9 protein-coding genes are annotated in these 13,804 nt (G+C 62.0%); 5 read left to right on the plus strand and 4 right to left on the minus strand.

What is annotated here, in order from left to right; translation table 11 throughout:
- Window positions 1–199: 199 nt before the first annotated feature.
- The 3 genes from ntrC to glnA all read right to left on the minus strand — a co-directional run bounded on the left by ntrC (window position 200) and on the right by glnA (window position 4,491).
- Complete coding sequence (gene ntrC, locus ACGLHT_RS02640) at window positions 200–1,636, minus strand: nitrogen regulation protein NR(I) (protein ID WP_013974578.1); 1,437 nt, start codon at window positions 1,634–1,636, stop codon at window positions 200–202.
- Complete coding sequence (gene glnL, locus ACGLHT_RS02645) at window positions 1,633–2,718, minus strand: nitrogen regulation protein NR(II) (RefSeq protein ID WP_025340937.1); 1,086 nt, start codon at window positions 2,716–2,718, stop codon at window positions 1,633–1,635. The genes ntrC and glnL overlap by 4 nt, the downstream gene beginning before the upstream one ends.
- A gap of 366 nt (window positions 2,719–3,084) precedes the next feature.
- Window positions 3,085–4,491 carry a type I glutamate--ammonia ligase gene (glnA, locus tag ACGLHT_RS02650; RefSeq protein ID WP_025340936.1) on the minus strand — a complete coding sequence of 469 codons (1,407 nt, stop codon included), beginning with the start codon at window positions 4,489–4,491 and terminating at the stop codon, window positions 3,085–3,087.
- A gap of 614 nt (window positions 4,492–5,105) precedes the next feature.
- On the opposite strand from glnA, the gene thiI reads away from it, so the two are divergent.
- Complete coding sequence (gene thiI, locus ACGLHT_RS02655; RefSeq protein WP_025340935.1) at window positions 5,106–6,560, plus strand: tRNA uracil 4-sulfurtransferase ThiI; 1,455 nt, start codon at window positions 5,106–5,108, stop codon at window positions 6,558–6,560.
- A 127-nt stretch (window positions 6,561–6,687) separates the two neighbouring features.
- Window positions 6,688–8,508, plus strand: a complete 1,821-nt coding sequence (gene typA, locus ACGLHT_RS02660) for a translational GTPase TypA (protein WP_003259874.1) — start codon at window positions 6,688–6,690, stop codon at window positions 8,506–8,508.
- A gap of 200 nt (window positions 8,509–8,708) precedes the next feature.
- Here the strand turns inward: typA and ACGLHT_RS02665 are convergent, their stop codons facing one another.
- On the minus strand, window positions 8,709–9,113 hold the full coding sequence (locus ACGLHT_RS02665) for a YkgJ family cysteine cluster protein (RefSeq protein ID WP_003259873.1): 405 nt from the start codon (window positions 9,111–9,113) through the stop codon (window positions 8,709–8,711).
- A 185-nt stretch (window positions 9,114–9,298) separates the two neighbouring features.
- Here ACGLHT_RS02665 and ACGLHT_RS02670 point away from each other — a divergent pair, with 185 nt between their 5' ends.
- The 3 genes from ACGLHT_RS02670 (at window position 9,299) to ACGLHT_RS02680 (ending at window position 13,613) form a co-directional block, all read left to right on the plus strand.
- Complete coding sequence (locus ACGLHT_RS02670; protein ID WP_025340933.1) at window positions 9,299–11,749, plus strand: glycogen/starch/alpha-glucan phosphorylase; 2,451 nt, start codon at window positions 9,299–9,301, stop codon at window positions 11,747–11,749.
- Window positions 11,750–12,002: 253 nt separating this feature from the next.
- The gene (locus tag ACGLHT_RS02675) at window positions 12,003–13,013 is read left to right on the plus strand and encodes a class 1 fructose-bisphosphatase (RefSeq protein WP_025340932.1); all 1,011 of its coding nucleotides are present in this window, start codon (window positions 12,003–12,005) and stop codon (window positions 13,011–13,013) included.
- A 3-nt stretch (window positions 13,014–13,016) separates the two neighbouring features.
- On the plus strand, window positions 13,017–13,613 hold the full coding sequence (locus tag ACGLHT_RS02680; RefSeq protein ID WP_046613482.1) for a DUF924 family protein: 597 nt from the start codon (window positions 13,017–13,019) through the stop codon (window positions 13,611–13,613).
- Window positions 13,614–13,804: the final 191 nt, after the last annotated feature.

Here is a 13,804-nt window from a genome sequence, read left to right on the forward strand (position 1 = left end):
GCCTTCGAGAGGTGCATCGGGCACAGGATCGGTGCATGGGCGCGGGAATGGCGGGGCCCGCTTCGCAGGCCCATCGCGACACAAGGCCGCTCCCACAGGACGCCGCTCGGTTCAGAGATAGCGCCGTACCTGTGGGAGCGGCCTTGTGTCGCGAAAGGGCTGCGCAGCAGCCCCAATGGCCTTGAAGGTTTACCGGACGTTAGTGCTCGTCCCCTTCCTCATCATCGCCACCCGCCACATTCATCCCCAGCTCCTTGATCTTGCGCGTCAGGGTGTTGCGCCCCCAACCCAGCAACAGTGCCGCATCGCGCCGACGGCCAGCGGTGTGCTTGAGCGCCGTCTCGATCATGATCCGCTCGAAGCTCGGCACTGCGCTGTCCAGCAGGCTGGTCTGCCCTCGCGCCAGCGCCTGGTCGGCCCACTGGCGCAGGGCCTGCTCCCAATTGGTTACCGGCGCGGCGTCCTGTGGCAGGTTCAGCAGCTCGGGCGGCAGGTCGCCGATCAGCACTTCGCGGCTGGAGGCCATCACGGTGATCCAGCGGCAGGTGTTTTCCATCTGCCGTACGTTGCCCGGCCACGGCAGGTTGCGGATGAATTCCTCGGTTTCCGGCTTGAGGATCTTCGGCTCGACCGCCAGCTCCTGGGCGGCGCGGGCGAGGAAGTGGCGGGCGAGGGCGGGGATATCCTCGCGGCGGTCGGCCAGCCGTGGAATGTGGATGCGAATCACGTTCAGGCGGTGGAACAAGTCCTCGCGGAACTTGCCGGCCTGTACCAGCGACTCCAGGTTCTGGTGGGTGGCGGCGATGATGCGCACATCGACCTTGACCGGCACGTGGCCGCCCACGCGATAGAACTCGCCATCGGCCAGCACCCGCAGCAGGCGGGTCTGGGTGTCGGCGGGCATGTCGCCGATCTCGTCGAGGAACAGGGTGCCGCCGTCGGCCTGCTCGAAGCGCCCCCGGCGCAGGTTGGCGGCGCCGGTGAAGGCGCCTTTTTCATGGCCGAACAGCTCGGACTCCATCAGGTCCTTGGGGATGGCGGCCATGTTCAGGGCAATGAACGGCGACGCCGCACGCGGGCTGTGGCGGTGCAGGGCGTGGGCCACCAGCTCCTTGCCGGTACCGGACTCGCCGTTGATCAGCACGGTGATGTTGGAGTGGCTGAGGCGGCCGATGGCGCGGAACACCTCCTGCATCGCCGGCGCTTCACCGATGATTTCCGGGGTGCGCGCCAGGCTCTGCGGCACATCCAGCCCTTGTTGCTCCTGGGCGTGCTGGTTGGCTCGCTTGACCAGCGAGACCGCCTCGTCCACATCGAACGGCTTGGGCAGGTACTCGAAGGCACCGCCTTGGTACGATGCCACGGCGCTGTCCAGGTCGGAGTGGGCGGTCATGATGATGACCGGCAGGCGCGGGTGCTGCTCACGGATCTGTGCCAGCAGGTCGAGGCCGCTGGTGCCCGGCATGCGGATGTCGGAAATGATCACGTCCGGTTGCTGGCGTGCCAGGCGGCCCATCACGCCATCGGCGCTGTCGAAGCTCTGGGTGGTCATGCCTTCCTGCTGCAGGGCTTTTTCCAGGACCCAGCGGATGGAGCGATCATCGTCGACGATCCATACGGTTTCACTTCGGCTCATGAGGCGGTGGCTCCTTGTTCCAGGGGCAGGTAGATCGAGAAGGCGGTGTGGCCTGCATGGCTTTCACACTCGATCAGGCCCTGGTGCTGGCTGATGATGTTCTGGGTAATGGCCAGGCCCAGCCCGGTACCGTCCGGGCGGCCGCTGACCATGGGATAGAAGAGGGTGTCTTGCAGTTCCGGCGGGATGCCCGGGCCGTTGTCGATGATCTCCACCCGCGCCACCAGGCGATGGCGCACGTGGCCGATGGTGAACTGGCGCAGGGCACGGCTGCGCAGGGTGATGCGGCCCAGGCGCAGTTCGTTCTGCGAACTGATCGCCTGCATGGCATTGCGCACGATGTTGAGCACGGCCTGGATCATCTGCTCGCGGTCGATCAACACATCCGGCAGGCTGGGGTCATAGTCGCGCACCAAAGTGATGCAGCCCTGGCTTTCGGCCTCCACGAGGCTGCAGACCCGCTCCAGCACTTCGTGGATGTTGGTCATGGCCAGCGACGGCAGCTTGTTCGAACCGAGCATGCGGTCGACCAGGTTACGCAGGCGGTCGGCTTCCTCGATGATCACGTTGGTATAGTCGCGCAGGCCTTCTTCAGGCAGCTCGCGGGCCAGCAGCTGGGCTGCGCCGCGGATGCCGCCAAGGGGGTTCTTGATTTCGTGGGCCAGGCCGCGCACCAGCATCTTGGTGGTTTCCTGCTTGCTCAGCTGGGCCTCTTCCTTGGTAATGCGCAGCAGCCGGTCGCGCGGGTGCACCTCCAGCAGCAGCAGGGTCTGGCCCTGGTGCAGGATCGGCGTTACCGCGTAGTCGACGGTGATGGTCTGCCCGGTCAGCGAGGTGAGCTGCGCTTCGCGCTTGGTGAACGGGTGCGCCTGCTCGACCGCCTGGCGCAGCGAGCTGAGGGCCTCGGTCGACTCGGTGAACAGTTCGCTGATGAACTGCCCATGGCTGCGCTGGCCACTGACCGCCAACAGCATTTCCGCGGCCGGATTCATGTACTCCAGGCGCAGCTCGGCGTTGAGCAGTAACGTGGCAGTGGTCAGGTTGTCCAGAAGCAGACGGTGCTGTGCATCGCTGATGGTCATAAGGCGTCGTTGACCTCTTTTGGCGCGTGGCTGGCATGGCGCGGCCATGGCCGGGCGCGCGGTGGATCCGCTGATGCGAGACTCTCTACCTGCAAGAAATGCAAGAAACAAACCAAAGCTCCGAAAAGAAGCGGGATTTGCCGATAAAGGCCTGAATCTGCGCAAATTCGGATCAGAAAGTCTTGATGAAACGTTTCATGTGAACCAGTTTGGGGAGCAAATAGGGGCACGGCGTTCAGCTGTGCACCAAGATAGAGCATAGCGTGACGGGCGGGGTCTCTGTGGCTTCGTATGGTGCAGAAACGAAAACGGCCTCCCGAAGGAGGCCGTTCGTGATGATGTCATCGGCGCCAGGCGCCGATCAGATCAGCAGCTGTAGTACAGCTCGTATTCCAGCGGGTGAACGAAGGTGCGGACCTTGATTTCTTCTTCGCTCTTCAGCTCGATGAAGGCATCGATGAAGTCGTCGGAGAACACGCCGCCCTTGGTCAGGAACGCACGGCCCTTGTCCAGCTCTTCCAGAGCTTCCTTCAGGCTGCCGCAAACCTGCGGGATGTCCTTGGCCTCTTCAGGCGGCAGGTCGTACAGGTTCTTGTCGGCAGCATCGCCTGGGTGGATCTTGTTCTGGATACCGTCCAGGCCGGCCATCAGCAGGGCCGCGAAGGCCAGGTACGGGTTGGCCGATGGGTCCGGGAAGCGAGCTTCGATACGGCGGGCTTTCGGGCTGCCGACGTAAGGAATACGGATCGAGGCGGAACGGTTGCGAGCCGAGTAGGCCAGCATTACCGGGGCTTCGAAGCCTGGGACCAGACGCTTGTAGGAGTTGGTCGACGGGTTGGTGAAGCCGTTCAGGGCCTTACCGTGCTTGATGATACCGCCGATGAAGTACAGGGCGGTGTCGGACAGGCCGGCATAGCCTTCACCCGAGAAGGTGTTCTTGCCGTCTTTCCAGATCGACATGTGCACGTGCATGCCCGAGCCGTTGTCGCCGTACAGAGGCTTCGGCATGAAGGTGGCGGTACGGCCGTAGGCGTCGGCAACGTTGTGCACGACGTACTTCAGTGCCTGTACTTCGTCAGCCTTCTTCACCAGGGTGTTGAACTTGACGCCGATTTCGTTCTGGCCGGCAGTCGCCACTTCGTGGTGGTGAACTTCGACGGTCTGACCCATTTCTTCCAGTGCGTTGCACATGGCGGTACGGATTTCGTGGTCGTGGTCGAACGGCGGAACCGGGAAGTAGCCGCCTTTCACGCCTGGACGGTGGCCTTTGTTGCCGCCTTCCACGTCAGCGCCGGTCATCCACGAGCCTTGCTCGGAGAAGATCTTGAACATCGAGCCGGAGATGTCCGACTGGAACTTCACTTCGTCGAAGATGAAGAACTCTGGCTCCGGGCCGGCGAATACGGTGTCACCGATGCCGGTGCTCTTCAGGTACTCTTCGGCGCGCTTGGCGATGGCGCGAGGGTCACGATCGTAGCCCTGCATGCTCGACGGGTCGACGATGTCGCAGGTGATGATCAGGGTTGGCTCTTCGGTGAACGGGTCCAGTACGGCAGTTTCGTCGACCGGCATCAGGATCATGTCGGAAGCTTCGATGCCTTTCCAGCCAGCGATGGAGGAACCGTCGAACATCTTGCCGACTTCGAAGAAGTCGTCTTCCAGCGCATCACGCGACGGCATGGTCACGTGGTGCTGAATGCCTTTGGTGTCCGTGAAACGCAGATCAATCCACTTGACGTCATGATCTTTGATGAGTTGAACCGACTTCGACATGTTGTCCTCCGGATGGTCTAGAGCGCGGTGGGCCGCTGCCCTGGAAAAAGGGTGTTGCCGGGCGCGGATAGTCGGCCAAGCTTACCTGCCTCACAAGGGAGCAAATTGCATGCCAGTGCCCGAAAATGGCGAGGGCGGGATAAAAGGGGGCGTTTGCGGGCATTTGGCGCTGGGTTGCGCTGGAAAAATGCACCCTTAAGATGCGAATTTTGGTAGCAGCGCACCAGTGTGGTGCATGGCTTGAGTTGTGTGGTGTCTGTGAGATCGAGCGCCGCCCGCGCGGCGCTTCGCAGCGCAAGGCTGCTCCTACATCTGTTTCGGGCCAATTATTCCTGAGGCATAGGCGCGCGCCCCTTGGCGTCCACCTCGATGTCGTGTTGGACAAACAAGTCGGTCGCGTGCGCTGGTACAGGCTTGACTGGCCCGAAACAGATGTAGGAGCAGCCTTGCGCTGCGAAGCGCCGCGCGGGCGGCGCTCGATCTCACAGGCGCCACAAAACCCGCTCCCTACATTTATCTGAAAGCTTCTGATCAAAAGTTGGTCAAATCCTGAGCAATTTCCGCTATAATTCGCGCCCCTCATTTTCGGCAGGCCCTGCGCGCGCTGTTAACCAATGAAACTTATCGTCAAAGTCTTCCCAGAAATCACCATCAAGAGCCGGCCGGTGCGCAAGCGCTTCATCCGCCAGCTCGGCAAGAACATCCGCAACGTGCTCAAGGACCTCGATCCTGAGCTCGTGGTCGATGGTGTCTGGGACAATCTCGAAGTGGTCACCCGCGTCGAAGACGAAAAAGTCCAGCGCGAGATGATCGAGCGCCTCACCTGCACCCCGGGTATCACCCACTTCCTGCAGGTAGAGGAATACCCGCTCGGCGACTTCGACGACATCGTCGCCAAGTGCAAGCAGCACTTCGGTCACCTGCTGGCCGGCAAGCACTTCGCCGTGCGCTGCAAGCGCGGCGGCCACCACGACTTCACCTCGATGGACGTCGACCGGTACGTCGGCAGCCAGTTGCGTCAGCAGTGCGGCGCCGCCGGCATCGAGCTGAAGAACCCGGAAGTGCTGGTGCGCATCGAAATCCGCGACCAGCGCCTGTACGTGATCCACAACCAGCACCAGGGCATCGGCGGCTACCCGCTGGGCGCCCTGGAGCAGACTCTGGTACTGATGTCCGGCGGCTTCGACTCCACCGTGGCGGCCTACCAGATGATGCGCCGTGGCCTGATGACCCACTTCTGCTTCTTCAACCTCGGCGGCCGTGCCCACGAGCTGGGCGTGATGGAAGTGGCCCACTACCTGTGGAAGAAGTTCGGCAGCAGCCAGCGCGTGCTGTTCATCAGCGTGCCGTTCGAGGAAGTGGTTGGCGAGATCCTCAACAAAGTCGACAACAGCTACATGGGTGTGACCCTGAAGCGCATGATGCTGCGCGGTGCCGCGCACATGGCCGACCGCCTGGAGATCGACGCGCTGGTCACTGGCGAGGCGATTTCCCAGGTGTCCAGCCAGACCCTGCCGAACCTGTCGATCATCGACTCGGCCACCGACAAGCTGGTGCTGCGCCCGCTGCTGGCCAGCCACAAGCAGGACATCATCGACCAGGCCTACGCGATCGGCACTGCCGACTTCGCCAAGCACATGCCAGAATACTGCGGCGTGATCTCGGTAAACCCGACCACCCACGCCAAGCGCCACCGCATGGAGCATGAAGAGAAGCAGTTCGACATGGCCGTGCTGGAGCGTGCCCTGGAGCGCGCCCGGTTGATCTCCATCGACCATGTGATCGACGAACTGGGCAAGGACATCGAAATCGAGGAAGTGACCGAGGCGCTGCCCGGCCAGATCGTCATCGATATTCGTCACCCCGATGCCCAGGAAGACGAACCTCTGGTGCTCGACGGTATCGAAGTCCAGGCCATGCCGTTCTATGCCATCAACAGCAAGTTCAAGCACCTGGATGCCAACCGCCAGTACTTGCTGTATTGCGACAAAGGTGTGATGAGCCGTCTGCACGCACACCACCTGCTCAGTGAGGGACATGCCAATGTGCGTGTTTATCGTCCGACATAAGACGCCAGGGCTGTATGGCGGCAGCATCCGCCATCGCCCTCCCGACCATCGGGCCCGCTGAGCCTCAAACCGTACATATTCGCCGCCTACACTGGCGGCAACCGAATCCTCTGATCGAGATACAGTTGTGATCGAAAATCTGCGTAACATCGCCATCATCGCCCACGTTGACCATGGTAAAACCACCCTGGTCGACAAACTCCTGCGCCAGTCCGGCACCCTGGAGCGTAACGAGCTCAACGACGAGCGCGTGATGGACTCCAACGACCAGGAAAAAGAGCGCGGCATTACCATTCTGGCGAAAAACACCGCCATCAACTGGAACGGCTACCACATCAACATCGTCGACACCCCCGGCCACGCCGACTTCGGTGGCGAGGTTGAGCGTGTAATGTCGATGGTCGACTCCGTGCTGCTGCTGGTCGATGCCCAGGATGGCCCGATGCCGCAAACCCGCTTCGTGACCAAGAAGGCTTTCGAAGCTGGCCTGAAGCCGATCGTAGTGATCAACAAGGTTGACCGCCCGGGCGCGCGCCCTGACTGGGTTCTGGACCAGATCTTCGACCTGTTCGACAACCTCGGTGCCACCGACGACCAGCTGGACTTCCAGGTTGTCTACGCCTCGGCCCTGAACGGCATCGCCGGTCTGGACCACACCGACATGGCCGAAGACATGACCCCGCTGTACCAGTCGATCGTCGACAACGTACCGGCGCCGAACGTTGACGTCGATGGCCCGTTCCAGATGCAGATTTCCGCTCTGGACTACAACAGCTTCCTCGGTGTTATCGGCGTTGGCCGTATCGCCCGTGGCCGTATCAAGCCGAATACCCCGGTTGTTGCCATCGACACCGAAGGCAAGAAGCGTAACGGCCGTATCCTCAAGCTGATGGGCCACCACGGCCTGCACCGCGTCGACGTTGAAGAAGCCCAGGCTGGCGACATCGTCTGCATCAGCGGTTTCGACGAGCTGTTCATCTCCGACACCCTGTGCGACATGAACAACGTCGAGGCGATGAAGCCACTGACCGTTGACGAGCCGACCGTTTCGATGACCTTCCAGGTCAACGACTCGCCGTTCTGCGGCAAGGAAGGCAAGTTCGTCACCAGCCGTAACATCAAGGAACGTCTGGACAAAGAGCTGCTGTACAACGTTGCACTGCGCGTTGAAGAAGGCGACTCGGCTGACAAGTTCAAGGTTTCCGGCCGTGGTGAGCTGCACCTGTCGGTTCTGATCGAAACCATGCGTCGTGAAGGCTTCGAGATGGCTGTAGGCCGCCCTGAAGTGATCATCCGCGAAGTCAACGGCGTGAAGCAGGAGCCGTTCGAGAACGTCACCATCGACATCCCTGAAGAATCCCAGGGCAAGGTCATGGAAGAAATGGGCCTGCGTAAAGGCGACCTGACCAACATGGCGCCGGATGGCAAGGGCCGTGTACGTCTGGAGTACAACGTACCTGCTCGTGGTCTGATCGGTTTCCGTAACCAGTTCCTGACCCTGACCAACGGTGCCGGCATCCTGACCTCGATCTTCGATCGCTACGACACCATGAAAGCCGGCCAGATGTCCGGTCGCCTGAACGGTGTACTGGTTTCGATCGAGACCGGCAAGGCGCTGACCTACTCGCTGGAAACCCTGCAGGCTCGCGGCAAGCTGTTCATCGAGCACGGCCAGGACATCTACAACGGTCAGATCATCGGCCTGAACAGCCGTGACAACGACCTGGGCGTGAACCCGACCAAGGGCAAGAAGCTCGACAACATGCGTGCTTCGGGCAAAGACGAAGTCATCGCCCTGGTGCCGCCGGTTCGCCACACCCTGGAACAGGCCCTGGAATTCATCCAGGACGACGAGCTGTGCGAAGTGACTCCGAAGTCGATCCGCCTGCGCAAGAAGATCCTGGACGAAGGCGAGCGTACCCGCGCTGCCAAGAAAGCCAAGGCTTGATCGTCTAGCTTGAGCTGAAACGAAAACGCCCCCGGTCGAAAGGCCGGGGGCGTTTTTGTTTGCCTGCAGATTTTGGGGCCGCCTTGCGGCCCATCGCGGCACAAGGCCGCTCCTACAAGGGACCGCGATCTCCTGTAGGAGCGGCCTTGTGTCGCGAAAGGGCTGCAAAGCAGCCCCAGGATCTCAAATGCAAAGCAGGATCAGCGCCCGACCACCTTGGGCTTGTACGCACAATACCCCGGCCGCGGCCCGACCTTGGGGTGGTTGCGGCAGGTATCCGGCCGCTTGTCATAAATGGTGCACAGCCGGCTTTTACGATCCAGGTACAGGCAGTCATCATTGCTCATCCGGGTCAGGGTGAAGATCCCCGACTTCTGGTTGAAGCGTTCGATGATGCCGTCCTTCTGCAGGCGCTTGGCGATGTTCTTCGGCGGTTCGTCTTTCTCGAACTCGTCGACCACGCCGATACGGATCAGATCCTTGATCTTCACCTCCACCGGCAGGGTGCAGCAGGTCGAATGGCAGCCATGGCACATGTTGCTGGTGTAGCGCTGCCAGGTCTCCAGGCGGTCGACTTCGGCCGCGGCGATCAGGGTCGTTTTCATCGTTATGGGGGTGTATCACGGTCTTGGGGCGCGCGATCATACCGGAATCGTTCAATTTATGAACAACCTTTTGCCGGAATCGCAGAGTGGGCATGAAAACTGCGAACGCTAACTGTCACTCCCTGTCGAAGGGTCTAGGCTCAACAGTCTCCCTCCGCTTTCGTCAACTTGCCCGAGGATGCCGCATGTCCCAGGAACCCAAAGCTCGTGACGCCGAGGTGGCCGAATTTCGCGCCGCTGTACTGGACAAGCTGACCTACGCGGTCGGCAAGGACCCGGAGCACGCTTTCGACCACGACTGGTTCGAAGCCATTGCACTGGCCGCGCGCGATCACATGGTCGATCACTGGATGGACCACACCCGCCAGGCTTATCGCCGCAGCCAGAAGCGGGTCTATTACCTTTCCCTCGAATTCCTCATCGGCCGCTTGCTGTACGACAGCCTGAGCAACCTGGGCCTGCTCGACATTGCCCGCGACGCACTGGAAGGGCTGGACGTGGACCTGGAGCGCATCCGCCTGCTCGAGCCCGATGCCGCGCTGGGCAACGGTGGCCTGGGCCGCTTGGCGGCGTGCTTCATGGAGAGCATGTCGACCTTGGGCATCGCTGCTCACGGTTATGGCATCCGCTACGAGCACGGGCTGTTTCGCCAGGCCATGGTCGATGGCTGGCAGCAGGAGCAGACCGAGAACTGGCTGGACTTCGGCAACCCCTGGGAGTTCGAGCGCGCTGAGGTGATCTACCCGATCAGCTTTGGCGGCAGCGTCGAAACGGTGCACGACACCCACGGCCAGCAGCGGCAGGTGTGGTGGCCGGGCGAGACCGTGCGAGCGGTGGCTTATGACACCCCGGTTGTCGGTTGGCGCGGGGCCAGCGTGAATACCCTGCGCCTCTGGCGTGCACGGGCGCTGGAAGAGCTGCACCTGGAACGCTTCAATGCCGGTGACCACCTGGGGGCGGTAGCCGAGGTGGCGCGGGCCGAAAGCATTTCGCGGGTGCTGTACCCGGCCGATAGCACCGAGGCGGGCCAGGAGCTGCGCCTGCGCCAGGAGTACTTCTTCGTCTCGGCTTCGTTGCAGGACCTGCTGCGCCGCCACCTGAACATGCACGACAACCTGCTCAACCTGCCGGATGCAGCGGCCATCCAGCTCAACGACACCCACCCGTCGATCGCCGTGGCCGAGCTGATGCGCCTGCTGGTCGACCAGCATGAAATCCCCTGGGATACCGCCTGGGAGCTGACCGTCGGCACCCTGGCCTACACCAACCATACCTTGCTGCCCGAAGCCCTGGAAACCTGGCCGGTGGCGCTGATGGAACGCATGCTGCCGCGGCACATGCAGATCATCTACCTGATCAACGCCTACCACATCGACGCGCTGCGGGCGAAAGGCCTGCACGACTTCGACGTGCTGCGGGCGGTATCGCTGATCGAGGAGGACAACGGCCGCCGGGTGCGCATGGGCAACCTGGCGTTCCTGGGCTCGCACAGCGTCAACGGTGTGTCGGCGCTGCACAGCAAGCTGATGAAAAGCACGGTGTTCTCCGAGCTGCACAAGCTCTACCCGCAACGGATCAACAACAAGACCAACGGCATTACCTTCCGCCGCTGGCTGTACCAGTCCAACCCGCAGCTGACCGCCATGCTGGTCGAGGCGCTGGGCCCTGAGTTGCTGGACGATCCGGAAGGGCGCCTGGTCAATCTGGTGCCGTTCGCCGACAAGAGCGGCTTCCGCAAGCAGTTCGCCGCGCAGCGCCTGCACAGCAAGCGTGCCCTGGCCAGCATCATCCAGGACCGCCTGGGCGTTACGGTGAACCCCGAAGCGCTGTTCGATGTGCAGGTCAAGCGCATCCACGAATACAAGCGCCAGTTGCTCAACCTGCTGCACACTGTGGCGCTGTACCAGGCCATGCGCAACGACCCCGGTACCGACTGGGTGCCGCGGGTGAAGATCTTCGCCGGCAAGGCCGCGGCCAGCTATCACCAGGCCAAGCTGATCATAAAGCTGGCCAACGACATCGCCCGGGTGGTGAACAACGACCCCACCGTGCGCGGCCTGCTGAAGGTGGTATTCCTGCCCAACTACAACGTCAGCCTGGCCGAAAGCATCATCCCGGCGGCGGACCTTTCCGAGCAGATTTCCACCGCCGGTTACGAAGCCTCCGGCACCAGCAACATGAAGTTCGGCCTGAACGGCGCGCTGACCATCGGCACCCTGGATGGTGCCAACGTCGAGATGAGCGAGCAGGTGGGTACCGAAAACATGTTCATCTTCGGCCTTACCGCGCAGCAGGTGGAGGCCAGACGGCGCGACGGGGACTTTGGCGCCAGTGCGGCGATTGCCGCGTCCAGCCGCCTGAACGACGTGTTGCAGGCTGTTCGCAGCGGGGTGTTCTCACCGGACGACCCGTCGCGCTACAGCGCGCTGATCGACGGGCTGGTGGCTCATGACCGCTTCCTGGTGTGTGCCGATTTCGATGCCTACTGGGATGCCCAGCGAAGGGTCGAGGAGCTGTGGCACACGCCGCAGGAATGGTGGCGCATGGCGGTGCTGAATACCGCGCGGATGGGCTGGTTCTCCTCGGACCGGACCATTCGGGAATATGCCAGTGAGATCTGGAAGGCTTTGGATTGAGGTAAGCCTGTGCCGGCCTCTTCGCGGGTAAACCCGCTCCCACAGGGACTGCACAGGCCCTGAATCTTGTGAAGATCCTGTGGGAGCGGGTTCACCCGCGAATGGGCCTCACTCCGACCACCGGCCTGGCGCGCGCTGAACTACCGACCTATTGTGCCGTCTGAGAGCCGTGGCGAGTCTCATCACTCGCTAGCCCGCAACTCTCCCTGTAAACTGCGGGGGTTTTTATCCCCCAATCCTTTCGGAGCCATACATGTCCCGCGTTACCCTGAGTCGCTATCTGATTGAGCAGACCCGCAGCAACAATACCCCTGCCGATCTGCGCTTCCTGATCGAAGTGGTGGCGCGTGCGTGCAAGGAAATCAGCCATCACGTGTCCAAAGGCGCCCTTGGTGGTGTGCTGGGCAGCATGGGCACTGAAAACGTGCAGGGCGAAGTCCAGAAGAAACTGGACGTGATTTCCAACGATATCCTGCTGGAAGCCAACGAGTGGGGCGGCCACCTGGCCGGCATGGCTTCCGAAGAAATGGACAACGCCTACCAGATCCCGGGCAAGTACCCGAAAGGCGCCTACCTGCTGGTCTTCGACCCGCTGGACGGCTCGTCCAACATCGACGTCAACGTTTCGGTCGGCACCATCTTCTCGGTACTGCGTTGCCCTAACGAATACCTGAGCCAGAACGAAACCCTGAACGAAAATGCCTTCCTGCAGCCAGGCACCCAGCAGGTCGCCGCCGGTTACGCCATCTACGGCCCGCAGACCATGCTGATCCTGACCCTGGGCAACGGCGTCAAAGGCTTCACCCTGGACCGTGAACTGGGCAGCTTCGTCCTCACCCACGAAAACATCCGCGTGCCGGAAAGCACCGCAGAGTTCGCCATCAACATGTCCAACCAGCGCCACTGGGAAGCCCCGGTCCAGCGCTACGTGGGCGAACTGCTGGCAGGCGAGACCGGCCCGCTGAAGAAGAACTACAACATGCGCTGGATCGCCTCGATGGTGGCCGACGTACACCGCATCCTGACCCGTGGCGGCCTGTTCATGTACCCACGTGACGCCCGCGAGCCGAGCAAGCCGGGCAAACTGCGCCTGATGTACGAAGCCAACCCGATGTCCTTCATCATCGAACAGGCCGGCGGCGCCTCCACCAACGGTTACGATCGCATCCTCGACATCCAGCCAGAAAGCCTGCACCAGCGTGTGTCGGTAATCCTCGGCTCGAAGGAAGAGGTCGAGCGCGTCACCGCCTACCACAAGGAGTAAGTCATGCTCGCACCTTGGCAGCCGTTGCTGGAGTGGTGGTTCGGTTGGGGCACCAGTCCCCAGGCCGTGGCTGACGAGAAGAGCACGCTGTGGTTCGGCAAGCATCATGATGCCGAGGCCCATGCGCTGTTTGGCGAGCTGGTCGAGCATGCCCTGGCGGGTGGGCTCGACGAGTGGCAGCAAAGCCCGCAGGGCTGGCTGGGCCTGCTGATCCTGCTGGACCAGCTGCCGCGCATGATCTACCGCGACACGCCGCGTGCCTTCGAGGGCGACCGGCGTGCCCAGGTGGTGGCGATGCAAGGTTTGCAGAAAAACTGGGATTACCAGCTGCTGCCGATCCAGCGGGTGTTCGTGCTGCTGGTGCTGGAGCATGCCGAGGTGCTGGACTGGCAGAACCTGTGCGTCGAGCGCTACCAGGTGCTGCTGGACGAGCAGCCCGAAGCCAACCGCCGGTTGTTCGAAGGCTTCCTCGACTACGCCGAGCAGCACCAGCGGGTAATTGCCCGTTTCGGGCGCTTCCCGCACCGCAACCTGGTGCTGGAGCGGCCGAGTACCAGCGAAGAGATGGACTTTTTGCTGGAGCCTGGGTCCAGGTTCTGATTCCAGGGCGGGTGAGATCCTTGTAGGAGCAGCCTTGTGCTGCGAAGAGGCCCCTGCTGCCCTTACATCCCTGTTGGCCTTACCGGCCCTTTCGCAGCACAAGGCTGCTCCTACAGTGCGTAGGGGCGGCCTTTTTGTTTGGGCGGGGTAATTCTTTGTGATTAATCGCACAGTAGTGGCCATCCGACCAA

This window comes from Pseudomonas sp. PsB (assembly GCF_043658375.1).
Taxonomy (GTDB): domain Bacteria; phylum Pseudomonadota; class Gammaproteobacteria; order Pseudomonadales; family Pseudomonadaceae; genus Aquipseudomonas; species Aquipseudomonas putida_Z.

Coding starts and splice junctions, on each gene's coding strand:
- ntrC (WP_013974578.1), bottom strand. CDS start 1,636: ATGAGCCGAAGTGAAACCGTATGGATCGTCGACGATGATCGCTCCATC.
- glnL (WP_025340937.1), bottom strand. CDS start 2,718: ATGACCATCAGCGATGCACAGCACCGTCTGCTTCTGGACAACCTGACC.
- glnA (WP_025340936.1), bottom strand. CDS start 4,491: ATGTCGAAGTCGGTTCAACTCATCAAAGATCATGACGTCAAGTGGATT.
- thiI (WP_025340935.1), top strand. CDS start 5,106: ATGAAACTTATCGTCAAAGTCTTCCCAGAAATCACCATCAAGAGCCGG.
- ACGLHT_RS02665 (WP_003259873.1), bottom strand. CDS start 9,113: ATGAAAACGACCCTGATCGCCGCGGCCGAAGTCGACCGCCTGGAGACC.
- ACGLHT_RS02670 (WP_025340933.1), top strand. CDS start 9,299: ATGTCCCAGGAACCCAAAGCTCGTGACGCCGAGGTGGCCGAATTTCGC.
- ACGLHT_RS02675 (WP_025340932.1), top strand. CDS start 12,003: ATGTCCCGCGTTACCCTGAGTCGCTATCTGATTGAGCAGACCCGCAGC.
- ACGLHT_RS02680 (WP_046613482.1), top strand. CDS start 13,017: ATGCTCGCACCTTGGCAGCCGTTGCTGGAGTGGTGGTTCGGTTGGGGC.